This is a genomic window from Sphingomonas lacunae, from assembly GCF_012979535.1.
GTDB classification, from domain to species: Bacteria; Pseudomonadota; Alphaproteobacteria; order Sphingomonadales; family Sphingomonadaceae; genus Sphingopyxis; species Sphingopyxis lacunae.
The window spans coordinates 1,027,699-1,050,323 of sequence record NZ_CP053015.1 but is presented as its reverse complement, the minus strand read 5'-3'; the positions used below and the strand labels follow the sequence as shown (position 1 = coordinate 1,050,323).

Sequence of the window (22,625 nt, the reverse complement as noted above, 5' to 3'; positions counted from 1 at the left end):
TGCCGGTGACACGGGTAACCTGCGCGTTGACGTTTACGGAAAGAGCCCTTGGCCGCGCTGACCGCAAAGGTCAAGCCGCGCCAATCGTTTCGGCGGCGAAGCGAGCCGCATCCGCGATATCAAGTTCAACTACCCACAGGTCGGGGTCACTCCGTCGCCGGCGTTCCATCCGCTCACGATAGCGCTCCGCATCAACGGCAGGGTCCGGATCGGCCACGCGCCACTGATCCGTGCCGTCAAAGCCGGTGGTTCGTTCGAGCAGCAGTTGCGTCTGTCCGCGGTCGGCACATTCTACCCATATGGCACCGGCCTGATCATCGCCGCGCTGGATGATCGCGGCAAATCCCCCGGCTGCCTGTACCCGCCTGATCATCGCCGAAACCAGCATGGCGCTGGTCAGCCGGGGCGGCGGGGCATACGTCACAGCGGATCAGTCTGCCGCCATGCTGTAGCCGGGCAGACCGGACAGCGCATAGTTGGAGCGCATGAAGGTACCCGTTCCCCGTGCGACTTCCTCACCCTCGGCATCGGTCAGACTGGCTTCGGCAACATAGACACGGCGTCGGCCGCTGATCCATCGACCATGGGCGGTCACCGGCCCGGACCGCAGCGGCCGGGTAAACAGCAGGTTGAACGCGGTCGTCAGCAGAAAGCGGTCTGGCACAAGGCTGTTGGCGGCATAAAATGCGGCGTCATCGAGCATTTTGAAATAGGCGGTGCCATGCAAGGCACCGGCGGCGTGAAAATGTTCGGGCTGAACATCAAACAGGATGCGCGCCTCGCCGGCACGGATGATCTCCAGCCTTGATGGAAAGCTGCGATTGATCGGCGCGGCGGCATAAAGGGACTCAAGCGCCCGGAAATGGACGTCTTCTCCTGACGTAGCAGCCATTGCATCGGCACCGCTCATGACCGGTCAGGCCGCGTCACGCGCCTCTTCCCCGGTCAGTATCGCGTAGACGGCTTCCGACGACCGGGCCCCTCGCAACCGTGAAACCGTAGCATCATCACGCAGGAAACGAGAAACTTGGGCGAGCGCCTTGAGATGATCAGCGCCAGCATCCACTGGCGACAAAAGCACGAAGGCGAGATCGACCGGCAAAGCATCAATGGCGTCAAAATCAACCGGACGGCTGAACTGGAGAAACAGTCCGCGTACTCCGGAAAGGCCGGGAATCCTGGCATGCGGCAGGGCCATGCCCCGGCCAAAGGCCGTCGAGCCAAGCCGTTCGCGTTCGAGAAGGGCTTCGGTCACTTCGCTGGCGTCAAGGCCTAGCGCGGTAGCGGCAATAGCGCCAGCCAGGGGAAAGAATGCCCTTTTGGATTCTACCTGCAATTGCGCCCTTACGGTCGCAGGGTAGACGAGGTTGGTCAATCGGTTCATCGGGTTCGCAATATCATGGGATGACAGCGTGAAACGACCCTGGGCTGATGATCAAGGCTCAGGCCGCGCGGCCATCCGGCAAGGGGAGACTGGCGGGCCCATAGCCGCGCCGGAAGCAAATATCCAGTAGTGATGACGTGACGGCAAGGAAACGCCATCACCACTGGCGACAAGACAGCGTCAGTTGCGCTTCGGTTCTACCCATCCGATCATGTTGTCCGGACGGCGATAGACCATGTTGTGGGCGCCTGTTCGGGCGTTGACGAACAAAAGCGCGGTGGTGTTGCGCAAGTCGAGCATCATCACGGCATCCGAAACACTGGCGGTCGGGATATCAACCCGTGTTTCGGCAATGATAGCCGGGGCATCACCCCCCTCTTCCTCTGCCTCGGTCGCCTCGAACACGGTGTAACCCGCATCCAGATCAAGATCGTCGAGCGTGGGTGCGTCGGCACCGTTGCCGGCAGCGTTGGCCGCGCCCTTGTCCTTGAGCCGACGCATGTAACGACGCAGCTGCTTTTCTATCTTTTCGGCTGCCGATTCAAAACTGACATGCGCGTCCTGGGCCTGGCCATGCCCCTTGAGCACCACTCCCTGCATGACGTGGGAAATAATATCGCAGGTGATCGAGTCATGCGGGCCGCGGCCAAAGGTCGCGTGGGCCGAAATGGCGCGGGAGAAATATTTGTCGGCAATGGCGTTCATCCGGTCAGCGACATGGGTTTGCAGGGCCTCGCCCGTTTCGATCTGATGACCCGAAACACGGATTTCCATGATATTTCTCCTTTTCTATGTCGTCTGCTGGATGGTTCGGTTGGTAACGCTTCAATTCCCCTCTTCTGTCTCCCTGGTTTCTTATGGTCTTGGTCTAGGGCCGATCGTCCCAAAGCGCGCCCTTGATGGAGGCAATAAAGGCGCCGTGACGGGCCAGTTCCTCATTCGTGGCGGCATGGGGCCTGGGCGGTCGGAAACTTTTGCGGTCAGCCATCGCCCGCCCCACCGCCGCCATGGGACTGCTGTCCGGGGTTGCCGACTGCGCGCCCAGCTCAAGGCCGATCTGACGACCGCCGGTCATTTCCACGTAAAGTTGCGCAAGCAATTCGGCATCGAGCAACGCGCCATGCTTGACGCGATGGCTGCGGTCGATGCCATAGCGGGTGCACAGCGCGTCGAGACTGTGTTTGGCGCCGGGATGCATCCGTCGCGCCATCGCCACCGTGTCGATCATCCGGGTCCGGTCGAGCGGCAAGCGTTTGAGCCGGACCAGTTCAGCATCGACAAAGCCGAAATCGAACATGGCATTGTGCGCCACAAGCTTGGCGTCGGTGCCAAGAAATTCGAGCAGTTCGTCCACGACATCGGCGAACAGCGGCTTGTCAGCCAGAAAAGCGTCAGAAAGGCCGTGAACCGCCTGGGCTTCGGGCGGCATCGGCCGTTCGGGATTGAAATAGGCGTGGAAAACGCGACCAGTCTCAACCCGGTTGACCAGTTCGACACAGCCTATCTCTACGAGGCGGTCTCCCCCTCCGGCATTGAGCCCTGTCGTCTCGGTATCGAACACTATCTCGCGCATGGTCTGGGCAAACTATGCGCCCCTCTCGGCCCTTAGGCAAGCGAGGACATGACGCAACTGGGCCCGTGTTTCGTCCAGTGTGGCGCTGGTATCGATGACATGATCCGCCCGCGCCCTTTTGTCGGCGTCGGGCGTCTGGCGAGCGACAATATCCTCGAACTTTTCGACCGTCATGCCGGGCCGGGCAAGCACCCTTTCACGCTGGACATCGGCTGGCGCGGAGACCACGATGATGCGGTCAACCGCCGAAAAACCACCTTTTTCGAACAGAAGCGGAATGTCCAGAACCACCAGCGGATCATGCCTGTGACGCGCCATGAATTCCGCCTGACTCTCGGCCACCGCCGGATGGACGATCCGTTCGAGCGTGCGTAACGCCTCATCATCGCCGAACACCCGTGCACCCAAGGCGGCCCGGTCAAGCCCGGCCGGCCCGGTGGTGCCGGGAAAGGCCGCTTCAATCAACGGCAGCATGGCGCCGCCGGGCGCCTGCAAACGGTGGACTTCGGCGTCGGCGTCAAACACTGCCACCCCTTCGTCACGCATCATCGCCGCTACGGTCGATTTGCCCATGCCGATGGATCCGGTCAGCCCGACCAGGAGCGGCCGGCCATGGTCAACCGGGGAGGGTGGCGCGCTCATGCCATCAACCTTTCGCGCAATTCGCCATCATGCTGGCGCGGCGCCTCGACGCCAAAGAACAGCTCAAAGGCGGTTGCCGCCTGCCCGACCAGCATTTCAAGCCCGTCAACAGTCACGAGCCCCCGGTCTTCGGCCTGGGCAAGCAGATCGGTGACCAGCGGGGCGTACACCAGATCATAGACCATCGCGTCAGCGGGCAAGGGCGCAAGGTCAATCTCCAGCGGATCCTGGCCGACCATGCCCAGCGAAGAGGCATTGACCAGCAGGGCCGCCGGCGGAATCCGCGAACCCAAAGGCAGTGCCTTACCCTTCAGCCCCATCGCCGCCAGCAAGGCGCTGGCTTTCAGGACATTGCGGTTGAGGATCGTCACGGGACCTGCACCCATGCGCGCGAGCGCAAACAGCACCGCCCGCGCGGCACCCCCCGCGCCGATGACCACAACCGGCTTGTCTGCCCAATCGACGTCGGCAATCGGCGCAAAAAAACCCGCCGCATCGGTGTTCGTGGCGTGCAACGCCCCGCCTTCACTCCTGAACAATGTATTGGCCGCACCGATGCTGTCGCCAACGCCGCCAGGATCAAGGACGTGATCGAGTACGGCCAGCTTGTGGGGAACAGTGACATTGCATCCGCGCCAGTCCGGGTCGGCACTGCGGCGCGCAACATAGTCGCCCAGCTGGTCAGCGCGAACATGGCACCGCCGATAGCTCCCCTCCAGACCCAGCTTGTCGAGCCAGAAGCCATGGATCAGCGGCGATTTCGACTGGGCAATGGGATCGCCAATGACTTCGGCATAGCGACCGCCCGGTGCGGGCGTTTCAGGTGTTGCGATGTCCAACTGGTTCATGCGGGCATATGTCCCATCTGGCGAAGCTGGCCGAGCAACGGCAGCAAAGGCATGCCCAATATGGTGAAATAGTCGCCATGCAAGGCCGAGAAAAGCTGGACCCCCGGTCCTTCGATACGGAAACAGCCCACACAGCCGGCGATGGCCGGCCATTCAGCGTCAAGATAGGCGTCAATGAAAGACTCGCTCAGCGGCCAGACGTCCAACCTGGCCTCGCCCACATGCCGCCAGACCGGTTGCCCCCCCTCAGCCAGCACAACCGCGCTGGTCAACAGCATGGTCTTGCCCGAAAAGGCACGTAAATGCTCGGCGGCATTGGCGCGGCTGACCGGTTTGTCGAACAGGCGCCCGTCAACCGACACGACGCTGTCACTGCCGATCACCAGTGCAGTGGGATCGGCCAGGGATATTTTCAGGGCCTTGAGCTCGGCCAAGGCATCGGCCACCGCGCGGGCCGGCTGTCCTTCCCGGAGCAACGCCTGTTTCACAGCATCTTCGTCAACATGGGCAGGACAGGCGTCATAGCTGACGCCAGCCGCATCCAGCATCGCCCGGCGGCTGAAACTCTGGGAAGCGAGGATCAGCGGACCAGTCATGACGGTTCATGACCGTTGGCGCGGCGCTCGCCGCGACGGTCCTCACACAATTTGATGATCGCCGCGGCAGTTTCCTCGATCGACCGGCGGGTAACATCAATCACCGGCCAGTCATTGTCAGCAAACATCCGCCGGGCATAGGCAAGTTCGGTCTTGACCGCTTCCTCATCAGCATAGGCGGTCGCCCGGTCCTCCCCCAGTGCGGAGAGCCGGTTGCGCCGCACCGCAACCAATCGGTCGGCACTGGTGGTCAGGCCGACGATCAACGGATTTTGAAGTCCATAGAGGATAGGCGGTGGCGGCGATTCCGGGACAATCGGGATGTTGGCGGTCTTGTATCCGCGATTGGCGAGATAGATGGATGTCGGCGTCTTCGATGAGCGGGAGACGCCGGCCAGCACAATATCGGCCTCTTCCCAATCTTCCCACGCGATCCCGTCATCATGCGCCATGGTGTAATGAATGGCCTCGACCCGGGCATAATAAGCCGCATCAAGCATATGCTGGCGTCCAGGCCGCGCCTTGGCCTGCTGACCCAGCATCCGTTCAAGCGAATCCGTCACCGCATCAAGCGCGGCAACCACCGGCAAGCCCAATGCAGCACAGCGGCGTTCCAGTTCCGCGCGCAATTCGCGATTGACCAGGGTAAACAGCACCAGACCAGGATTGTCCGCCACTTCACCCAATATACGCTCCAGATGGGCCGCCGACCTGACCATCGGCCAGAAATGGCGGGTGACCGAAACATCATCAAACTGGGCCAGTGCCGCCTTGGCGATATTCTCCAGCGTTTCACCGGTAGAATCGGATAACAGGTGAAGGTGCAGTTTCAATGACGGGTCCCGCTTACCGGGCAGCCATGCCCTGATGCCCGATCTTTGTGGGCAAGCTGTGGATAATTCAAGGGATGAAAGCGGGTATCGCCATTGCCCCACAGCCGCACCGATTCTGTCCACAGGATGGTCCACCATATCTGCCGATCATCCACAGCCTGTGGATAGTCGGGACAGATTCCGCGACTCGTCATGAACCCGCGAGTCGATTCCACCGGCCTGTTGGCAATTCGGGCAGGGGGGACTATGCCCCCGCAATCCACGGCCCAACTATCATCATCAATCAAGAGTCTCTTTATATTATGATGGATTGCCCGCCTGCCCTGCGCGACGACGCCATGCTGACCGTCCTTCGGGGTGAGCGTGTCACGCCACCACCCATGTGGCTGATGCGCCAGGCCGGGCGCTATCTGCCGGAGTATCGTGAACTGCGGGCCGAAAAGGGCGGCTTTCTCGAACTGGTGCATGACAGCCAAGCGGCCTGCGAGGTGACGCTGCAACCTTTGCGCCGCTTTGATTTTGACGCCGCTATTCTTTTCTCCGACATCCTCGTCATCCCGCATGCGATGGGTCAGGATTTGTGGTTCGAGGCAGGCGAAGGCCCCCGTCTCGCTCCCCGCCTCGCCGAAACCGCGCTGGAGACGCTCACACCGGCCCCTGAGCGGCTGGAGCCTGTCTATGCAACCATCCGCCTGCTCAAACAGTCGATGCCGTCAGGACGGGCCCTGCTGGGCTTTGCGGGCAGTCCCTGGACAGTCGCCACCTATATGGTTGATGGGCAAGGCTCCAAGGATCATGGCGCCGCCCGGCGGATGGCCTATACGCAGCGCGACCGTTTCGCCGCGCTGATTGATGCCATCGTTGATGCCACTGCCGATTATCTGATCAAACAGGTTGAGGCGGGCGTTGATGCGGTGCAACTGTTTGACAGCTGGGCCGGCAGTCTGGCGCCCGATGAATTTGAACGCTGGGTCATTGCCCCCAACCGGGCGATTGTTGACCGGGTTCGCGCATCCTGCCCGGGCGTGCCGGTGATAGGCTTTCCCAAGGGTGCCGGTGCCAAGCTGCTGGCTTATGCTCTGGGTGTGCAACCTGACGTCATCGGCCTTGATGAAACCGTGGATCCGGTGTGGGCCAATGCCGTCCTGCCGGAAAAGATGGTGGTCCAGGGCAATCTTGATCCATTGCTGCTGATTGCTGGTGGAGACGCGCTGAACGCCCGGATCGATGCCATCCGCGCCGCTTTCCCGACGCGGCCACATATCTTCAACCTCGGTCACGGCATTTTGCCCGACACGCCGATTGCCCATGTCGAGCAACTGGTGCGGCGTGTACGGCTGGATGAAGGCAGCAATGGCGTCGGAGCGGCATAAGCCATGCTTGAAAACTGGATCGGATTTCTTGGCGGTGCCTATCTTTGGGTCTTGGCGCTGCACGTCATCTTCGTCATTTTCCTGATGGCCGCCTTGTTCATGATGCCGCGCTTTTTCGTCTATCATCAGGAATGCGAGCCGGGATCACCGGAAATCGACCGCTGGATCGATCGGGAGAACAAGCTGCGGTCGATCATTCTCAACCCTTCGATTGTCCTGGTGTGGGTATTCGGCATGGTGTTGGCCGCTCATGGTGGATTCTGGCTGGACGGGTGGTTTCTGGTCAAGCTGGCACTGGTCATCGGCCTGTCAGCCTATCATGGCTGGGTCATCGGCTATATGAAGGCATTGCGCCGTGGTGAGCATCGGCTGAGCGGAAAAAAGCTGCGCCTGCTCAACGAGGTACCAGGGCTGGCCACCATCGCCATTGTCATACTGGTCTTTGTCAAACCCTTCTGAACGCGGGACGCACTCGTCTGGTCCCCGGCTGATTGACAGGTTCGTGCGCAATACCTAATTGGCAGGGTATGTCGCGGCAGCAGGTCGCGTCATTTTTCCCGCTTTTGCGCGTTGTAGCGATTCCCCATCGCATCGGCACCTGCTCCATTTTGTTGCCGCCGCGCCATTTCCCACCGGAACCACCATCATGCATTTGCAAGACCTGAAGAAGAAAACCCCCGCCGAGCTGGTCGAAATGGCCGAAGAGCTGGGCGTCGAGGGTGCTTCGACCCTGCGCAAGCAGGACATCATGTTCTCGATCCTCAAGGCGATGGCCGAGGATGGGGAGGAAATCATTGGTTCGGGCACTATCGAGGTGCTCTCCGACGGTTTCGGCTTCCTGCGCAGTGCCGAAGCCAATTATCTCGCTGGTCCGGATGACATTTATGTCAGCCCCAACCAGGTCCGCCGCTATGGCCTGCGCACAGGTGACACTGTTGAAGGGGAGATCCGGGCGCCCAAGGATGGCGAGCGCTATTTTGCCCTGACCAAGCTGATCAGCGTCAATTTCGATAATCCCGAAGCCGTCCGTCACCGCGTCAATTTCGACAATCTCACGCCGCTCTATCCCGATGAGAAGCTAACCCTCGATACGATCGACCCGACGCAAAAGGACATGTCGGCCCGCGTCATCGATCTGGTCAGCCCGCAGGGCAAGGGCCAGCGCGCCCTGATCGTCGCGCCGCCGCGCACCGGCAAGACCGTACTGTTGCAAAACATTGCCAAGGCGATCACCGACAATCACCCGGAGGTGTTCCTGATCGTCCTGCTGGTCGATGAACGGCCGGAGGAAGTCACCGACATGCAGCGCAGCGTCAAGGGTGAGGTCGTCTCGTCCACCTTTGACGAACCCGCCTCGCGCCACGTGCAGGTCGCTGAAATGGTGATCGAAAAGGCCAAACGCCTCGTCGAGCACAAGAAGGATGTCGTTATCCTGCTCGACTCGATCACCCGTCTGGGCCGCGCCTACAACACCGTTGTCCCCTCATCGGGCAAGGTGCTGACCGGCGGTGTCGATGCCAACGCCTTGCAGCGTCCCAAGCGCTTCTTTGGCGCCGCGCGCAATATCGAGGAAGGCGGATCGCTGTCGATCATCGCCACCGCGCTGATCGATACCGGCTCCAAGATGGACGAAGTCATCTTCGAAGAGTTCAAGGGCACCGGCAACAGCGAAATCGTCCTCGACCGCAAGGTTGCTGACAAGCGCATCTTCCCGGCTCTTGATGTCGGCAAGTCCGGCACCCGCAAGGAAGAGCTGCTGGTCGAGAAGAACAAGCTCAGCAAGATGTGGGTGCTGCGCCGCATCCTCATGCAGATGGGCACCGTCGACGCGATGGAGTTTTTGCTCGACAAGATGAAGAATTCCAAGACCAACGAGGATTTCTTCGAAAGCATGAACCAGTAACCGGCCACAGGCCGTCGTTCGCCATCGGGGGATGGGGCGATGATCGTCGAACAGGCACTCTTGCAGGTGGCACCCGGGCGGGTCGCGGATTTCGAAGCCGATTTCGTTCGCGCCCGCCCCTTCATCGCCGCCTCTCCGGGCTTTTGCGGTCTCGAACTTCGCCCCTCGGCCGACCAGCCGGGAACCTATCTTCTGCTGGTTCGATGGGACTCCATAGATGATCACCGCATCGGTTTCAGGGGTTCGGACCGATACCAGGAGTGGCGGGCTCTGCTCCACCCTTATTATGACGTCCTGCCCGGCGTCACCTATTTCAAGGACGCGATACTGACATGATCGATCTCTTGCCCATGCTGACATCCGTTTCGGCCGATCTCGGTGGCCCGGCGCAGATGTGGCAGCATATTGTTGCCGATTTCTCGAACATCACCTCTCCTTCGGCACTCGCCGCATTTGTCCAGGTGCTGTTGATCGACCTGGTGCTCGCCGGGGACAATGCGATCGTTGTTGGTGCTCTTGCCGCAGGGCTGCCTGCGGAGCAGCGGCGCAAGGTCATCATAATTGGTGTCCTTGCCGCTCTTGTCCTGCGTATTGCCTTTGCCCTCGTCGTCACGCAGCTGATGGCAATCGTCGGCCTGATCTTCGTTGGCGGCGTGTTGCTGTTCTGGGTGGCTTGGAAAATGTGGCGGGAACTGCGCCACACCACTGAATCGCCAGGTTCGCCGGAGGTCCAGGGCGACGAGCACTCCGGCCTTCGCCCGGCCAAGAGCTTTGCCGGCGCCGCCTGGGCCGTTGCCGTTGCCGACGTGTCGATGAGCCTCGACAACGTCCTCGCTGTCGCAGGGGCTGCACGCGAGCACCCCGGTATCATGATCGTTGGCCTGATTTTTGCCGTCGCGCTGATGGGCGTCGCCGCCAACATCATCGCCAAATATATCGAGCGTTATCGCTGGATTGCCTACATCGGCCTTGCCGTCATCGTCTATGTCGCGGCCAAGATGATCTACGAAGGCTGGGTTGATCCGGCTGTTGGTATCGGCACCTTGTTCAGCTGAGCCATCCTCGTGCGTCACAGAAAATGGGCCGGGAGCGATCCCGGCCCTTTCCTGTTTCAAAGCCGTCCAGGTGACATCACCCCGCCTTGGCGAGCTGGGCTCCCATCTTTTCCCACAGCATGTTCACCGCCTTGAGCGGACGGACCATCACCTTGAAATCCTTGACCATTCCGTCGGAATCAAAGGTAACGAGGTCGATGCCGTTGATGTGAATGCCATCGATCATCGCGGTGAATTCCATCATCAGATGGTCGCCGTCGACCAGTTCACGGACATAGGTGAAGCTCGGTTCGCCGCCGAGCACTTCACTCGCGGCGTCGAGATACATGAACACCTTGTCGCGCCCGGCTTGTGGGCTGTGCACCACGGGCGAGTGGAACACCGCATCCTCGGCCAGCATTGCCCTGAGGTCGGCGGGATCCTTGCCCCCGCTGAAATAGGCATGCCAGCGTTCGCGGCCTAGCTGCGCGCCACTCATGCCAGATGCTCGCGGAAAAAGGCGGCGGTGCGGCTGTCAGCCAGAGTCGCACCTTCTTCATGGCGCCGGTCACCCTCTTCGGTGGCAAAGCCATGGTCGAGCCCCGGATAATCGAACAGCGTCACCTTGGCATGGCCATCAAGCCCGGCGTGCATCGCCGCCTGCGCCTCGGGAGGGACAAAGCCGTCCGCTCCCGCGATGTGCAGCGCCAGCGGATTGGCGATGGCATGGCTTTCGTTCAGCATGTCCGGAACACCGACCGCATAATAGCCGACCGAGGCGTCAATATCGGTGCGCGCTGCCGCCAGATAGGCGAGCTTGCCACCCAGACAGTATCCGACCAGCCCGACCTTGCTGACCGGTGCATGGCCAGCGATGCCCGCGCGGATCGCCTTGATCGTTGCCTCAATGTCGATCACACCGTCATTGGCATCATATTGCTGGAAATAGCCAAATGCCTGCTGAAGCTCGGATTCGACGTCGGGATTGAGCTCGACCCCGGCGGCAAAGCGCCAGAAAATTTCCGGCGCCACCGCGAGATAACCTTCGGCAGCCAGCTTCTGGCATTTCTTGACGATGCCGGGGTTCACTCCGAAAATCTCGGGGACAACGATGATTGCCGCTTTGGCTTCACCCTTGGGAGCGGCGACATAGACGCCCATTTCTCCGACTTTGGCATTGGTGGTCATGATTTTCCTCTCTTGTTTCAATTACTTGTTTTTATGACGGCATGGCGTCGCTCATGCGCGATCAGCCAGGCCTTGGTCGTCGGCCCGTCACCGCCGCTGTAATGTTCGGGGGCGCCGTTGCTCGATGTGACCCGGTGGCAGGGGATGATGATCGGATAGGGATTGCGCCGACAGGCACCGCCGACTGCCCGGGCGGCGCTGTCGATGCTGTTGGCCAGCGCGCCATAGCTCATCGTCTCGCCATAGGGGATGGCGGCAATCGCCTGGCGCAAGGCTTCACCCCTCGCGCTGACCAACGATACCAGCGGCAGGTCAAAGCCCTGACGGACGCCGGCGAAATAGTCCTTGATCTGCCGCATTGCCTCAGCGACCGGGCTGCCATGCGGCGCGTCGACCAAATCTGTCACTGCCTCACCCTGATGGCCAATCCGGATGCCATGGACGGCATGCGAATCACCACTGATCGTCACCGGACCGATCGGCGTTGCCAGCGTGGCGTGATGCGGTGCATAAGTCATGCGCCAGTCTAACAGGCGACAGGGCACCGGCTCAAGCGCGGGGAGATGCGCGATGAAGATAAAGATCACCGTCGATTGCACACCGGTCGAGGCGCGCGCCTTTCTTGGCCTTCCCGATGTTTCGCCGCTCCATGACATCTATCTCGAACGGATGAAGACGCTTGTCGAGCAGGGTGTGACGCCAGATTTGGTGAGCGAGATGATGAAGGGCTGGTCGAATATGGGGGATGTTGGCTTGGGCATAGCCCAGCAGTTGTTCGGCCAGATTGGCAGCACGCTGACCGGTGGTGGAACAAAGGGCGCGGCTGGCAAGGCTGGCAAAAGCTGATTCGAGCGACGCGCCAAAGTGCCATGACGAACGATACCATCTTTGCCCTCTCCAGTGGGCTGCCGCCTGCTGCGATTGCGGTTATCCGTATAAGTGGTCCGGGGGCAGGGGAGGCGTTGAGAGCGCTCGCCGGCCGGCTGCCCGCCGCGCGCCGGGCATCGCTGACGACGCTTCGACATCCTTTGGATGGTCAGTTGCTTGATCGAGCCCTGATGCTCTGGTTTCCCGGACCGGCTACCGCCACGGGTGAGGATTTGGCCGAGCTGCATCTTCACGGTGGTCGCGCCATTGTCCGCGCTGTCGAATCCGCGCTTGGCCTCGTTCAGCATCTTCGCCCGGCCCAACCGGGGGAGTTTACCCGCCGCGCCTTGGCCAATGGCGTGATCGACCTTGCAGAGGCCGAAGGGCTTGGCGATTTGCTGACCGCCGAGACAGAGGGACAGAGGCGGGCCGCTATCGCGGTGGCGGGTGGTGCCTTGTCACGCGCCGTTGCCGGTTGGCAGGAGCAGTTGCTGATGCTCTCGGCCAGGGTGGAGGCATTGCTCGATTTTGCCGATGAGGATGATGTCGGTGCTGATGCTGTCGATATTGCAGGGTTGCAGTCAGGTATTGCCGCCTTGCATGCTGAATGGATGGGTTGGTTGGCCCGACCACGGGCAGAACGTCTGCACGATGGAATCAGAGTTGCCATCGCCGGCCCGCCCAATGCCGGCAAGTCGACCTTGATCAATGCTTTGGCAGGGCGTGATGCCGCGATTGTCTCTCCGATGGCAGGCACAACACGGGACATCATAGAAGTGCCTTTGGCTCTGTCGGGTATGCCCTTCCGTATTGCCGATACGGCCGGGCTGCACGAAGGCACAGGCGATCTTGTCGAAGCTGAGGGCATGGCACGGGCACGGGCTTGGATTGACTGCGCCGATCTCTTGCTCTGGCTGGGCAATCCAGCGGAAGCCCCGACGCACCCCGGCCTGTGTCGTGTGGCAGCGCAAGCCGACCGTGCCGAAGCGATAGCTGATTGGGCCGACCGCAGCTGCGCCGCCGATGTCATTGTATCGGCAAGGACGGGGCAGGGGTTGGACGCATTGCACCAATGGCTGGTTGAATCAGCCCGCACATTGCTGCCGGGCGACGGAGAGGTTGCGATCAACCAGCGTCAGGCAGCAGCTCTTGCCGATGCAGCTGCGGCGCTAGCCACCACGCCGCCTGATCTCCTGTTGATTGCCGAAAACCTCAGGGCAGCCCGGGTGGCGATAGACCGAATCACCGGCAGGGCAGGAACGGAGGCCATGCTCGATGCCCTGTTTGGACGTTTCTGCATCGGGAAATAGACGAGCCACCGACAATAGTGTTCCACGTGAAACAGGACGGCGCGTCTCTGACGGGAGGTCAACTCTGCGTGCGAATCAGCCTCTGTCTTGCCTTCCGTCTAGGCCGGACCGCGCAATTGGGCTAAGGCCCGCTCGTGCACTATGACATCATCATAATAGGCGGCGGTCATGCCGGGGTTGAGGCGGCCTGTGCGGCTGCTCGGGCGGGCGCGCGTGAGGGTCTCACTGTGGGCTTGGTCAGTTTTGATCCGGCCATGATTGGTGCCATGTCCTGCAATCCTGCGATCGGCGGACTCGGCAAGGGTCATCTGGTGCGCGAAGTTGATGCCTTTGACGGCATCATCGCCCGCGCAGCTGATGCCGGAGCCATCCATCACCGCATGCTTAATGCCTCCAAGGGAGCAGCGGTTCAGGGCCCCAGGGTTCAGGCTGATCGCACGCGCTTTGGTGCCGAAGTGCGCCGGCTGGTGGTCGCCCAGGAGAGGCTGACCGTCATCGCCGGCGAAGCTGCTGCCTTGGTCGAGGGCCCGGATGGTGCTGTCGCTGGTGTCGACCTTGCCGATGGCAGACATCTGTCGGCGCATGCGGTGGTGCTGGCCACAGGCACTTTCCTTGGCGGCCGCCTGTTCCGTGGAGAGGACATCATCGAAGGCGGTCGCATAGGTGAAGCGGGCGCCAGTCGACTTGCGGCTCAGTTGCGTGAAGCCCGCTTGCCGATGGCCCGCCTCAAGACGGGTACGCCCCCCCGCCTGGACGGGCGCACCATCGACTGGGCCAGTCTTCCCGAACAGCCGAGCGATGGGGGTGACTGGACCATGTCCGCCGCGACGGCCGGGCGCCTTTTGCCGCAGCTCAGCTGTTTCATCAGCCGCACCACTACCGAATCACATGATATTATCCGGTCCAATCTGCATCGATCTCCGCTGTTCTCAGGCGCTATCGGGGCAAGGGGTCCACGATATTGCCCCTCAATCGAGGACAAAATTCACCGCTTTGCCGACCGTGAGTCCCATCAGGTTTTTCTGGAACCGGAAGGTCTGGATACACATCTTGTCTATCCCAATGGCATTTCCACGTCGCTTCCTGCTGATGTGCAGCTGGCCATGCTCCGGACAATGCCGGGATTGTCACACGTTGTGATGGAAGTGCCCGGCTATGCGGTTGAGTATGATCATATCGATCCACGAGCCCTTGACCGGACGTTGATGGTGAGCGCGATTCCCGGGCTGTTCTGCGCTGGCCAGATCAACGGCACCACGGGTTATGAGGAAGCCGCGGCACAGGGTCTGATTGCCGGAGCCAATGCTGCGCTCAGAGTGGCGGGTCGGGCGCCGCTGATCCTCGAACGCTGGCAAAGTTACATCGGCGTGATGATTGACGATCTGGTGCTTCAGGGTGTGACGGAACCCTATCGGATGTTGACGGCCCGCGCCGAACATCGCCTCCGGCTGCGAGCCGATAATGGCGAAAGCCGCCTGTCAGGCGTGGCAGCGGATCATGGCTTGTTGTCGGAATCCCGGGCCGAAGGCGTGGAGATCCGCCAGGGTCAGCGCAAGCAGGGCAGGGCAGCCCTGGCGCGTCAGGTCGGCACAGCCGGGCTGCGCGGCGCTGACCTCCCTCTCCCGCCTGATGGGGTAAAGCGGAGTTTTGCCGAATGGGCGGCGGCTCTCGATGCCACAGCCTTTGACCGACTGGCTGCCGTTGATGCAGAGCTATCGGTTTTACCACCTGCAATCCGTGCCGAACTGGTCGAAGATGCGCGCTATGCGCCCTATGTCGCTCGGCATGAGGCAGAGTTGCGAGCGTTGGCAGCCAATGAAGCCATCCACCTTGATCCGGCTCTCGACTATGGCGCGATCGGCGGGCTTTCCAACGAGATGGTTGAGCGACTCAGCGCTGCCCAGCCAGAAACCCTTGGTCAGGCCAGCCGGATTCAGGGAGTGACACCTGCGGCTTTGACGGCGATCATGGTTCACAGCCGGCGCCGGAGCGCTGCCTGATGGTGTTGGCGAACGAGGCTGAGGCCCGGACCTGGTTGGCAGCACTGCCATCTGTTTCACGTGAAACGATGGCGACTCTCGACCAATTTGTCGAACGGCTGCGAATCGCCAATGCCAGCCAGAATCTCGTTGCAGCCTCGACGGTTGGTGAGACCATGTGGGTGCGGCACATAGCCGACAGCGCCCAACTATTGACCCTGTTTCCACTGCGGCGCGAGGGTCGCTGGATTGATCTGGGTAGCGGCCCCGGCTTGCCTGGTCTGGTCATCGCCATACTCTTGCAAGGTTGGTCGGTCCGGTTGGTTGAATCGCGTCGATTGCGATGTGACTTTTTGCGGGACTGTGTCAGCGAGCTTGGCCTGACCAATGTCAACGTCATCGAGGGGCGAGTCGAGCAGGTCGCACCCGCTGGCCATGACGTGATCTCGGCCCGGGCGTTCGCGCCTTTGTCAAAGCTGTTGGCCAATTCTGTCCATTTGGCCGGAAAAAACACGCGTTGGTTGCTGCCAAAAGGTCGAAATGCAGTAAATGAGCTTTCAAGCATCGCGCCCGCGTGGCAAAGATTGTTTCACGTGGAACCCAGTGTGACCGATGCCGAAGCTGGCATTCTGGTTGGGCAGGGCATTGTTTCGGACTGATTCGGTCCGGGTACCATCGAGCAGGGGTGGACAGGCGCATGATTCGCATCGCAATCGCCAATCAGAAGGGTGGAGTCGGCAAGACAACGACGGCGATCAACCTCGCCACCGCGCTGGCGGCCACGGGTTGGCGGACGTTGCTGATCGATCTGGATCCGCAAGGTAACGCTTCCACTGGTCTCGGCATTGCCACCACGTCGCGTGACGTCACGACCTATGACATTCTTGCCGGTGAATCTTCGGTGGTGGACGCAGCCCAGCCAACCCGCATCCCCCGGCTTGATATCATTCCCGCGACTGTTGACCTTTCGGGATCGGAAGTTGAGCTTGTCTCTGTGGAGGATCGCACGCATCGGCTTGATCGGGCGCTCGACGATGTGCCGGCCGGCCAATGGGACATTTGTCTGATCGATTGTCCGCCGTCGCTTGGCCTCCTCACCCTTAATGCGCTGACGGCCGCCAATTCATTGCTGGTGCCGCTCCAGTGCGAGTTTTTTGCGCTCGAAGGATTAAGTCAGTTGTTACAGACGGTTGAACGGATACGGGCACGCTTCAATCCTGATTTGGCGATCCTGGGTGTGGCCTTGACAATGTTTGACCGCCGCAATCGCCTGACTGATCAGGTTTCCGCTGATGTCCGTGAATGTCTTGGGCCGGTCGTCTTTGACAGCGTCATTCCGCGCAATGTCCGTCTTTCCGAGGCACCGAGTCATGGCTTGCCAGCTTTGGTGTATGATCATCGCTGCTCGGGTTCGGTGGCCTATATTGCACTGGCACGGGAAGTGATCGCCCGGCTGCCATCGTTGCGACAGGCGGCATAAGGAAGTTTCGAGCCGATGACACAGGAAAACAGCAACCCGTTGACACCTGCGACCAAGGCAAAACGACCCGCTGGCCTGGGCCGCGGCTTGTCGGCCCTGCTGGGCGATGTCCAGGCTGATAGTGCGGTGCCGGTGGCTGTTGGCGGCGCGGCCGGCAATGGCGGCGCTGTCCGTGATGGCCTTGCCTTGTTGCCTATCGCTGATGTCCGTCCGCATCCCGATCAGCCGCGACGGCATTTCGATGACGCGGCGCTTGATGAACTTGCAGCCTCGATTCGCACCAAAGGCCTTGTCCAGCCGATTGTGGTGCGTCCGGCGCCATCCGGGCGTGGTTGGCAACTTGTTGCGGGCGAACGCCGCTGGCGTGCGTCACAGCGGGCTGGTCTTCACCAGATTCCCGCCATCGTCCGTGATCTGGACGACAACGACACGTTCACTATCGCCCTGGTGGAGAATATCCAGCGACAGGAACTGACCGCGATAGAAGAGGCCGAGGCCTATGCCCGGCTCCGCGATCAGCTCGGCCATAGTCAGGAAGCCATCGGTAGCATGACCGGCAAGTCGCGCAGCCACATCGCCAACCTGCTGCGTTTGCTTGATCTCCCCGAATCAGTGCGCGCGCTGGTCGCCACAGGGCAACTCGGCATGGGGCATGCACGGGCCATGATCGGTCATGAGGATGCCGAGGCTTTGGCCCGGAAGGCGGTTGCCCAGGGTCTTTCCGTGCGCAAGGTCGAAGCGCTGGTTCGCGCTGCGCGCCGTAACCGGGCGGATGGCAGGCCGGGCGGGGGCCGCGCAACCGGCACTCTGGCAACGGGCAGCATGCCGGATGCCGATATAGCAGCTCTCGAATCGCATCTGGCCGACCTTATCGGGGTCAGGGTGCGAATCACCCACGAGCAGGGCCGCGGTGGCGGGACCTTGAGCCTGGAGTACAGCAGTCTTGAACAGCTGGACATGCTGTGTCAGCGGCTCAGTGGTGAACCCATCTAAACTGGATTCGCCCCAATCAATTGAAATAAAACGGGAAAAATCCGTTTCGTTACGTTAACCATGGTCATCAGCATTTCCTGAACAGCCTTGGTCCTAACTAGATACATGGTCGACCGGGGAGTCGGGCATCTAGGAAGCCGAATGTCTCGGCTAATCAGGGACCAAAATATCTATGAGCAAGTTCATGCATCGCGCCGTCGCTGGCGCTCTCATCGCTGCCTTCGGTTTGTCGGCTGGTGCCGCCCAGGCTGCTCCGGCCAATGCTTCGGCTACGGCACGTGCAGCTGTTCTCAAGCAGATCACGGTCGCCAACACCAGCGACCTGGATTTCGGAACGGTTGTCGCCGGCACATCGGCTGCCAACCTTGACGTTTCGACGGCTGGTGCACGCACCTGCGGCGCCGGCATGACCTGCACTGGCACCGTTTCGGCCGCCAATTTCAACATCACCGGCACGGTTGCCTCGGTTGTCACCATCTCGGGCGACAACAGCGTGTCGCTGTCGAACGGCACCGACACCATGACGGCGTCCCTGACGCGCAGCGCCTCGACGCTGACCCTGGCCGCTGGCGCGGTCAACGGCTCGTTCACCGTTGGTGGTTCGCTTGGCGTTGATGCCAACCAGGCTGACGGTTCCTACACCGGCACCTTCAACGTTTCGGTCGATTACCAATAATCGCCGGCCCGCAGGTCAGCAGGCCTGCGGCAGTCATTTCCGCCCTTAGGGAGCGGCGCACGCAGGGGGCCCGGTACAATCCGGTGCCCCCTGTTCGTTTGACGCTGATGAAAAGCGCGTTGTTTGGCGGGAATCCGGCGCTTGCCGGGCCATGGTTAGCAAATTGGAAACCATGATCGGCCTAGCGTTCAAGCGATGAGGGCCGGGGCATTGACCTGGCCGGGACCAGCAGAGGATCAATTCATGTTTTCAGCGATTTTCCGGCGCATTTCCGCGCCCTTCGCCGCCCTTTTGGTGATGGCCGGCCTGACTGCGCCTGCCGGCGCAGCCGGAGACCTGCTCGTGGCCCCGACCCGCATCGTTCTGGATGGGCCGCGCGGTGCCGAGGTGGTGCTCAACAATATCGGCAGCGCGCCGGCGACCTATCGCATTTCCCTCGAACTGCGACGGATGCGCGCCGACGGCAGTCTGGAAGACATTCCGCTCGACAATGCGACACCGCAGGAACGGGCCACGCTCGACATGCTCTTTTACAGCCCGCGGCGGGTCACTCTGCCGCCCAATCAGCCGCAGACCATCCGTCTTGGTGCGCGGGCGCCGGAGGGTTTGGCTGATGGCGAATATCGGGCCCATCTGTTGTTCCGTGCCGTGCCGGAAGCACGTCCGGTTGTCGCTTCCGAAGGGGACCCGCAACGCGGCGTTTCGATCAGCCTGACCCCCATCTATGGTGTGACCATCCCCGTCATCATCCGCCAGGGAACGCTGCAGGCGACGGCCGGCCTTGCCAATCCGCGGATCGTTGCCGGCGAACCCAATCCGACGCTCGAACTGGAAATCAGCCGCCAGGGCAATCGCTCGGTCTATGGGGAGATACAGGTGCTGCGGCAGGGCAGCGGCGAGGTGTTGATGCAGGCGCGCGGTGTCGCCGTCTATACCGAACGTGACCAGCGTACATTGGCATTGCCGTTGAGTCCCGAACAGGCTGCGGTCATGCGCGGCCCGGTGATCGTCCGCTACATAGAGGATCGGGATGTGGGTGGCGCGACACTTGCCGAAGTCGAGGCTGTGCTCTGATCTGAAACGGCGCGACGGACCAGTGGCCAGCCTCATCGGGTCGGCCAGTCGCCATGCAGATGATCCGCAGCCTCCTCGCCGCAATGCTGGCGCTTCCGATGCTGCTGGGGCTTGTCCCTGGCAGCCTTGGCGTATCTGCGGCACAGGCCCAAACGGCGGATTGGCGCCCCGATCCTGACGAACAATGGTTGTTTGAGGTGCGCACCAGCCGGTACACATTGGGTAACGGTGTCCGCGGCTATTCGAATGGCGATCGGACCTGTGTCGATCTTGGCGACCTGATTCTGGCGCTTGATCTGCCGATCCGGCTTGATCGCCAGTTGCGCCGCGCAACTGGCTGGGCCTTTGACGAACGGCGCACGCTTCTGATCGATCGGGAAGATGGCCGGGCAACCATCGCCAGCCGCAGTGAGGTGCTGCAGCCCGGCACCATCGTCGATACGCCAGAGGGCTGGTGCGTTGATCCGGACAAATTGGGCGAATGGCTTGGTGTCACCCTGGCCACCGACCTGTCGAACTCGATCATCCGGCTCGAATCCGATCAACCCCTGCCGTTCGAGCTCGCCGCCCAGCGGCGTGCACGTGCTGCGGCGATCCGCCCACAGGCTCAGTTCAGCCTTGCCGATCTGCCTCAGGCGCGTCGGCCCTATCGCATTGTGGAGTTGCCCTCTGTGGACATTGCCGCTTCGGCGACCAGTGTTCATGATGCCCGGATTGGCCGTACGACCCGCCAGACCCGGTTTGAACTGTTTGCCAGCGGGGAATTGCTCGGCGCATCGGTCGACGCACGCTTCGCGACCGACAATGCGGCGCGGCCGCAAAGCCTGCGTGTCCGGGCGTATCGCTCGGATCCGTCGGGCGAATTGCTCGGGCCGCTTGCCGCTACCCATGTCGCGGCTGGGGACGTCAGCAGCTTTACCAGCCCGCTTGCGACACAGACTGTGACCGGGCGCGGTGCCATCGTCACCAACCGTCCGCTGGATTTGCCGGAAAGCTTTGACCGCACCACGTTTCGTGGTGACTTGCCTGATGGTTGGGAAGCCGAACTGTATCGCAATGGCCAGTTGCTGGGCTTTGCCTCGCCTGATGCCAACGGCCGCTACGAATTCGTCGATGTCCGCCTGATGTACGGCATGAACCGCTTTGAAATCGTGCTGTATGGTCCACAAGGTCAGGTGCGGCGGGAGATCCACTCCATCCCGGTCGGGGTTGATGCCATTCCGCCCCAGCAAAGCTATTATTGGGCCGGAATTCTCCAGGAAGAACGTGATCTTATCCGCCTTACCGGGGACCGGCGCCCTTATCGGCGTGGATGGCGCGGGACATTCGGGATCGAACGCGGCCTTAACCGCCGAACGTCGATCGGTGCCTGGGGGACCACGCTGATGATCGATGATCGGCGGTACACCATGGTTGATGCCAGTGTCCGTCGCTCCTTTGCCTCAAGTCTGGTCGAATTGTCGGGCAGCTATCAGTCTGGCGGTGGTCGGGCGGCAAGACTGTTCTGGCTCGGGCAGTGGGGCAACAGCTTTTTTCAAGCCGAATCAATCATGGCTGGCCAGGGCTATCGTTCGGATCGGGTTGCACTGGGCGTCACCGGTATTCACAGCCTCTCCTGGGACCAGTCGGTTCGTCTTGGCGCATCGACTATTGTTCCGCTTCATCTCGAAGCGCGGTATCTTGAGCGTGTGGATGGGCAAAACCGAATGGAAGCCTCCGCCCGTGTCTCGGCCAACTGGCGCCATATTTCGCTGACCGGCCAGCTCGACTGGCTGCACAGCGTCGCAGCGGGTCGTGGCGGAGCGGTTGTAGGTGCAGGGGATGCTGATGATGTGGTCGCCACGCTCCTCGCCAACGCTCGAATCGGCAAATTCCGCGTGCGAGGAGAGGCACAGCTTGGTGTCGCCGGCTCATCGGGTCAGGATAGGGTGGCGATTGTCACCGAATGGAGCCAGTCTGAGCGGTCGGACTGGCGTGTCGAGCTGGGTTATGAGGCCGCCGCCAGTCGCGCCCGCTTCGGCATCGGCTATACCCGCCGCTTTGACCGCCTTTCGCTCACAACTTTTGCCGAAGCGGCCAGCGACGGCTCTTATGGCGCCGGGGTTACCCTGACCTTTGGCATTGGGCCGGATCCGCGCGGCGGTGGCATCCGCGTGTCCCGGGAACGACTCGCGACCGAAGGTCAGGCTCTGGCAACCGTTTTTTATGACGATAATGGCGATGGTTTGCGCCAGGCGGGAGAGCGGCTGGCCGAAGGCGTTGTGCTGACGGCTGGCAGCGCTATTGCCGATGCGCCAACCGGGGCCGATGGACAGACTATCGTTGGTGAACTGACGCCGTTCCGGCCGGTTGTCATTGGCATAGATGAAACATCTATCGGCAATCCGCTGGTTCGCCCGGCCGTGCCTGGCATCGTGGTCACGCCGCGCCCCGGTGTTTTTACCAGCCTCGCGCTGCCGCTGGTATCGGCGGGAGAGGTGGAAGGCGTCCTGATCCGTGCCGGCGGCGCTGGCATAGAGGGCGTTGATCTCGAAGTCGTCGATGCAAGCGGCCATGTCCGCGCCACGACGCGCACCGATTTCGATGGGTTTTTCCTATTTGAATCAGTGCCATATGGGAACTATACGCTGCGCATTGCCGACCTTTCGGCCCAGGCTCTTGGCCTCGTGCCGACTCTGGCGACTCTTCGGCTTGATCGGGATCATCAGCGTGTCCGCCTGCCACCGCTGTCGGTCAATGCCCGTTCGCAACTGGCGCGCGCACCGCCGGCAGAGGGAACGCCACAGGCCGATTCGGCACCGAGTACATCAGCCCGATGAGCCAGCGGGCGGCATGGCCTTCGCCCTTGTGATTCAGGCAAAAGAAAAGGGCC

The 22,625-nt window shown here is 61.5% G+C and carries 27 protein-coding genes; 14 read left to right on the top strand and 13 right to left on the bottom strand.

Annotated elements, in window-relative coordinates:
- Positions 1-70: 70 nt before the first annotated feature.
- The 10 genes from GV829_RS04920 to GV829_RS14295 all read right to left on the bottom strand — a co-directional run bounded on the left by GV829_RS04920 (position 71) and on the right by GV829_RS14295 (position 6,070).
- Complete coding sequence (locus GV829_RS04920; RefSeq protein WP_246203054.1) at positions 71-424, bottom strand: DUF1491 family protein; 354 nt, start codon at positions 422-424, stop codon at positions 71-73.
- A 6-nt stretch (positions 425-430) separates the two neighbouring features.
- Positions 431-910: a PaaI family thioesterase gene (locus GV829_RS04915; RefSeq protein WP_169944425.1), complete on the bottom strand. Its 480-nt coding sequence runs from the start codon at positions 908-910 to the stop codon at positions 431-433.
- Positions 911-916: 6 nt separating this feature from the next.
- Complete coding sequence (locus GV829_RS04910) at positions 917-1,384, bottom strand: PTS sugar transporter subunit IIA (RefSeq protein WP_169944423.1); 468 nt, start codon at positions 1,382-1,384, stop codon at positions 917-919.
- A 180-nt stretch (positions 1,385-1,564) separates the two neighbouring features.
- Positions 1,565-2,158, bottom strand: a complete 594-nt coding sequence (gene hpf, locus GV829_RS04905; RefSeq protein ID WP_169944420.1) for a ribosome hibernation-promoting factor, HPF/YfiA family — start codon at positions 2,156-2,158, stop codon at positions 1,565-1,567.
- A gap of 94 nt (positions 2,159-2,252) precedes the next feature.
- Positions 2,253-2,957, bottom strand: a complete 705-nt coding sequence (dnaQ, locus tag GV829_RS04900; RefSeq protein ID WP_169944418.1) for a DNA polymerase III subunit epsilon — start codon at positions 2,955-2,957, stop codon at positions 2,253-2,255.
- A 12-nt stretch (positions 2,958-2,969) separates the two neighbouring features.
- Positions 2,970-3,599 carry a dephospho-CoA kinase gene (coaE, locus tag GV829_RS04895; protein WP_169944415.1) on the bottom strand — a complete coding sequence of 210 codons (630 nt, stop codon included), beginning with the start codon at positions 3,597-3,599 and terminating at the stop codon, positions 2,970-2,972.
- A complete protein-coding gene (locus GV829_RS04890; RefSeq protein ID WP_169944413.1) occupies positions 3,596-4,447 on the bottom strand; it encodes a shikimate dehydrogenase family protein in 852 nt (283 codons plus the stop codon). Before GV829_RS04890 ends, coaE begins: the two co-directional genes overlap by 4 nt.
- Positions 4,444-5,043, bottom strand: a complete 600-nt coding sequence (locus GV829_RS04885; RefSeq protein WP_169944411.1) for a Maf family protein — start codon at positions 5,041-5,043, stop codon at positions 4,444-4,446. The genes GV829_RS04890 and GV829_RS04885 overlap by 4 nt, the downstream gene beginning before the upstream one ends.
- Positions 5,040-5,876, bottom strand: a complete 837-nt coding sequence (locus tag GV829_RS04880) for a pyruvate, water dikinase regulatory protein (RefSeq protein WP_246203053.1) — start codon at positions 5,874-5,876, stop codon at positions 5,040-5,042. Before GV829_RS04880 ends, GV829_RS04885 begins: the two co-directional genes overlap by 4 nt.
- Positions 5,873-6,070: a hypothetical protein gene (locus GV829_RS14295; RefSeq protein WP_246203051.1), complete on the bottom strand. Its 198-nt coding sequence runs from the start codon at positions 6,068-6,070 to the stop codon at positions 5,873-5,875. The genes GV829_RS04880 and GV829_RS14295 overlap by 4 nt, the downstream gene beginning before the upstream one ends.
- 144 nt (positions 6,071-6,214) lie before the next feature.
- Between GV829_RS14295 and hemE the strand changes: the two genes are divergently transcribed.
- From hemE to GV829_RS04855, 5 genes are all read left to right on the top strand, one after another.
- The gene (hemE, locus tag GV829_RS04875) at positions 6,215-7,249 is read left to right on the top strand and encodes a uroporphyrinogen decarboxylase (protein WP_246203049.1); all 1,035 of its coding nucleotides are present in this window, start codon (positions 6,215-6,217) and stop codon (positions 7,247-7,249) included.
- An 18-nt stretch (positions 7,250-7,267) separates the two neighbouring features.
- Positions 7,268-7,708, top strand: coding sequence for a CopD family protein (locus tag GV829_RS04870; protein ID WP_169947966.1), 441 nt, complete (start codon positions 7,268-7,270; stop codon positions 7,706-7,708).
- A gap of 187 nt (positions 7,709-7,895) precedes the next feature.
- Positions 7,896-9,152: a transcription termination factor Rho gene (gene rho / locus GV829_RS04865; RefSeq protein WP_169944406.1), complete on the top strand. Its 1,257-nt coding sequence runs from the start codon at positions 7,896-7,898 to the stop codon at positions 9,150-9,152.
- A 39-nt stretch (positions 9,153-9,191) separates the two neighbouring features.
- The gene (locus tag GV829_RS04860) at positions 9,192-9,488 is read left to right on the top strand and encodes an antibiotic biosynthesis monooxygenase family protein (RefSeq protein ID WP_169944403.1); all 297 of its coding nucleotides are present in this window, start codon (positions 9,192-9,194) and stop codon (positions 9,486-9,488) included.
- A complete protein-coding gene (locus GV829_RS04855; protein WP_169944401.1) occupies positions 9,485-10,207 on the top strand; it encodes a TerC family protein in 723 nt (240 codons plus the stop codon). Before GV829_RS04860 ends, GV829_RS04855 begins: the two co-directional genes overlap by 4 nt.
- A gap of 76 nt (positions 10,208-10,283) precedes the next feature.
- On the opposite strand, the gene GV829_RS04850 is transcribed toward GV829_RS04855, so the two are convergent.
- Genes GV829_RS04850 through GV829_RS04840 form a run of 3 tightly spaced genes read right to left on the bottom strand, consistent with a single transcriptional unit; the run spans position 10,284 to position 11,892 of the window.
- Entirely contained in the window at positions 10,284-10,685 is a 402-nt protein-coding gene (locus GV829_RS04850) for a nuclear transport factor 2 family protein (RefSeq protein ID WP_169944399.1), read from the bottom strand.
- Positions 10,682-11,374, bottom strand: a complete 693-nt coding sequence (locus tag GV829_RS04845; protein WP_169944396.1) for a dienelactone hydrolase family protein — start codon at positions 11,372-11,374, stop codon at positions 10,682-10,684. The genes GV829_RS04850 and GV829_RS04845 overlap by 4 nt, the downstream gene beginning before the upstream one ends.
- Positions 11,375-11,391: 17 nt before the next feature.
- Positions 11,392-11,892: a methylated-DNA--[protein]-cysteine S-methyltransferase gene (locus tag GV829_RS04840; protein WP_169944394.1), complete on the bottom strand. Its 501-nt coding sequence runs from the start codon at positions 11,890-11,892 to the stop codon at positions 11,392-11,394.
- A 52-nt stretch (positions 11,893-11,944) separates the two neighbouring features.
- Between GV829_RS04840 and GV829_RS04835 the strand changes: the two genes are divergently transcribed.
- From GV829_RS04835 to GV829_RS04795, 9 genes are all read left to right on the top strand, one after another.
- Positions 11,945-12,220, top strand: coding sequence for a DUF6489 family protein (locus tag GV829_RS04835; RefSeq protein WP_169944392.1), 276 nt, complete (start codon positions 11,945-11,947; stop codon positions 12,218-12,220).
- 23 nt (positions 12,221-12,243) lie between these two features.
- The gene (mnmE, locus tag GV829_RS04830) at positions 12,244-13,551 is read left to right on the top strand and encodes a tRNA uridine-5-carboxymethylaminomethyl(34) synthesis GTPase MnmE (RefSeq protein ID WP_169944388.1); all 1,308 of its coding nucleotides are present in this window, start codon (positions 12,244-12,246) and stop codon (positions 13,549-13,551) included.
- A gap of 134 nt (positions 13,552-13,685) precedes the next feature.
- Complete coding sequence (mnmG, locus tag GV829_RS04825) at positions 13,686-15,551, top strand: tRNA uridine-5-carboxymethylaminomethyl(34) synthesis enzyme MnmG (protein WP_246203047.1); 1,866 nt, start codon at positions 13,686-13,688, stop codon at positions 15,549-15,551.
- Positions 15,551-16,189 carry a 16S rRNA (guanine(527)-N(7))-methyltransferase RsmG gene (gene rsmG, locus GV829_RS04820; RefSeq protein ID WP_169944385.1) on the top strand — a complete coding sequence of 213 codons (639 nt, stop codon included), beginning with the start codon at positions 15,551-15,553 and terminating at the stop codon, positions 16,187-16,189. The genes mnmG and rsmG overlap by 1 nt, the downstream gene beginning before the upstream one ends.
- A 38-nt stretch (positions 16,190-16,227) precedes the next feature.
- Entirely contained in the window at positions 16,228-17,010 is a 783-nt protein-coding gene (locus GV829_RS04815; RefSeq protein WP_169944382.1) for a ParA family protein, read from the top strand.
- Between the two features lie 15 nt (positions 17,011-17,025).
- Positions 17,026-18,003 (top strand): ParB/RepB/Spo0J family partition protein, encoded by a 978-nt coding sequence (locus tag GV829_RS04810; RefSeq protein ID WP_169944378.1) that lies wholly within the window; start codon positions 17,026-17,028, stop codon positions 18,001-18,003.
- 172 nt (positions 18,004-18,175) lie between these two features.
- On the top strand, positions 18,176-18,679 hold the full coding sequence (locus GV829_RS04805) for a DUF4402 domain-containing protein (RefSeq protein ID WP_169944374.1): 504 nt from the start codon (positions 18,176-18,178) through the stop codon (positions 18,677-18,679).
- Between the two features lie 243 nt (positions 18,680-18,922).
- On the top strand, positions 18,923-19,753 hold the full coding sequence (locus GV829_RS04800; RefSeq protein ID WP_246203045.1) for a fimbrial biogenesis chaperone: 831 nt from the start codon (positions 18,923-18,925) through the stop codon (positions 19,751-19,753).
- A gap of 59 nt (positions 19,754-19,812) precedes the next feature.
- Entirely contained in the window at positions 19,813-22,572 is a 2,760-nt protein-coding gene (locus GV829_RS04795) for a carboxypeptidase-like regulatory domain-containing protein (RefSeq protein WP_169944371.1), read from the top strand.
- Positions 22,573-22,625 lie beyond the last annotated feature (53 nt).

Bases quoted from the DNA above. Each gene is read 5' to 3' on its own strand.
- GV829_RS04915 (WP_169944425.1), bottom strand. From the start codon at position 910: ATGAGCGGTGCCGATGCAATGGCTGCTACGTCAGGAGAAGACGTCCAT.
- GV829_RS04910 (WP_169944423.1), bottom strand. From the start codon at position 1,384: ATGAACCGATTGACCAACCTCGTCTACCCTGCGACCGTAAGGGCGCAA.
- hpf (WP_169944420.1), bottom strand. From the start codon at position 2,158: ATGGAAATCCGTGTTTCGGGTCATCAGATCGAAACGGGCGAGGCCCTG.
- dnaQ (WP_169944418.1), bottom strand. From the start codon at position 2,957: ATGCGCGAGATAGTGTTCGATACCGAGACGACAGGGCTCAATGCCGGA.
- coaE (WP_169944415.1), bottom strand. From the start codon at position 3,599: ATGAGCGCGCCACCCTCCCCGGTTGACCATGGCCGGCCGCTCCTGGTC.
- GV829_RS04890 (WP_169944413.1), bottom strand. From the start codon at position 4,447: ATGAACCAGTTGGACATCGCAACACCTGAAACGCCCGCACCGGGCGGT.
- GV829_RS04885 (WP_169944411.1), bottom strand. From the start codon at position 5,043: ATGACTGGTCCGCTGATCCTCGCTTCCCAGAGTTTCAGCCGCCGGGCG.
- GV829_RS14295 (WP_246203051.1), bottom strand. From the start codon at position 6,070: ATGACGAGTCGCGGAATCTGTCCCGACTATCCACAGGCTGTGGATGAT.
- hemE (WP_246203049.1), top strand. From the start codon at position 6,215: ATGCTGACCGTCCTTCGGGGTGAGCGTGTCACGCCACCACCCATGTGG.
- rho (WP_169944406.1), top strand. From the start codon at position 7,896: ATGCATTTGCAAGACCTGAAGAAGAAAACCCCCGCCGAGCTGGTCGAA.
- GV829_RS04860 (WP_169944403.1), top strand. From the start codon at position 9,192: ATGATCGTCGAACAGGCACTCTTGCAGGTGGCACCCGGGCGGGTCGCG.
- GV829_RS04855 (WP_169944401.1), top strand. From the start codon at position 9,485: ATGATCGATCTCTTGCCCATGCTGACATCCGTTTCGGCCGATCTCGGT.
- GV829_RS04850 (WP_169944399.1), bottom strand. From the start codon at position 10,685: ATGAGTGGCGCGCAGCTAGGCCGCGAACGCTGGCATGCCTATTTCAGC.
- GV829_RS04845 (WP_169944396.1), bottom strand. From the start codon at position 11,374: ATGACCACCAATGCCAAAGTCGGAGAAATGGGCGTCTATGTCGCCGCT.
- GV829_RS04840 (WP_169944394.1), bottom strand. From the start codon at position 11,892: ATGACTTATGCACCGCATCACGCCACGCTGGCAACGCCGATCGGTCCG.
- GV829_RS04835 (WP_169944392.1), top strand. From the start codon at position 11,945: ATGAAGATAAAGATCACCGTCGATTGCACACCGGTCGAGGCGCGCGCC.
- mnmE (WP_169944388.1), top strand. From the start codon at position 12,244: ATGACGAACGATACCATCTTTGCCCTCTCCAGTGGGCTGCCGCCTGCT.
- rsmG (WP_169944385.1), top strand. From the start codon at position 15,551: ATGGTGTTGGCGAACGAGGCTGAGGCCCGGACCTGGTTGGCAGCACTG.
- GV829_RS04815 (WP_169944382.1), top strand. From the start codon at position 16,228: ATGATTCGCATCGCAATCGCCAATCAGAAGGGTGGAGTCGGCAAGACA.
- GV829_RS04810 (WP_169944378.1), top strand. From the start codon at position 17,026: ATGACACAGGAAAACAGCAACCCGTTGACACCTGCGACCAAGGCAAAA.
- GV829_RS04805 (WP_169944374.1), top strand. From the start codon at position 18,176: ATGAGCAAGTTCATGCATCGCGCCGTCGCTGGCGCTCTCATCGCTGCC.
- GV829_RS04800 (WP_246203045.1), top strand. From the start codon at position 18,923: ATGTTTTCAGCGATTTTCCGGCGCATTTCCGCGCCCTTCGCCGCCCTT.
- GV829_RS04795 (WP_169944371.1), top strand. From the start codon at position 19,813: ATGATCCGCAGCCTCCTCGCCGCAATGCTGGCGCTTCCGATGCTGCTG.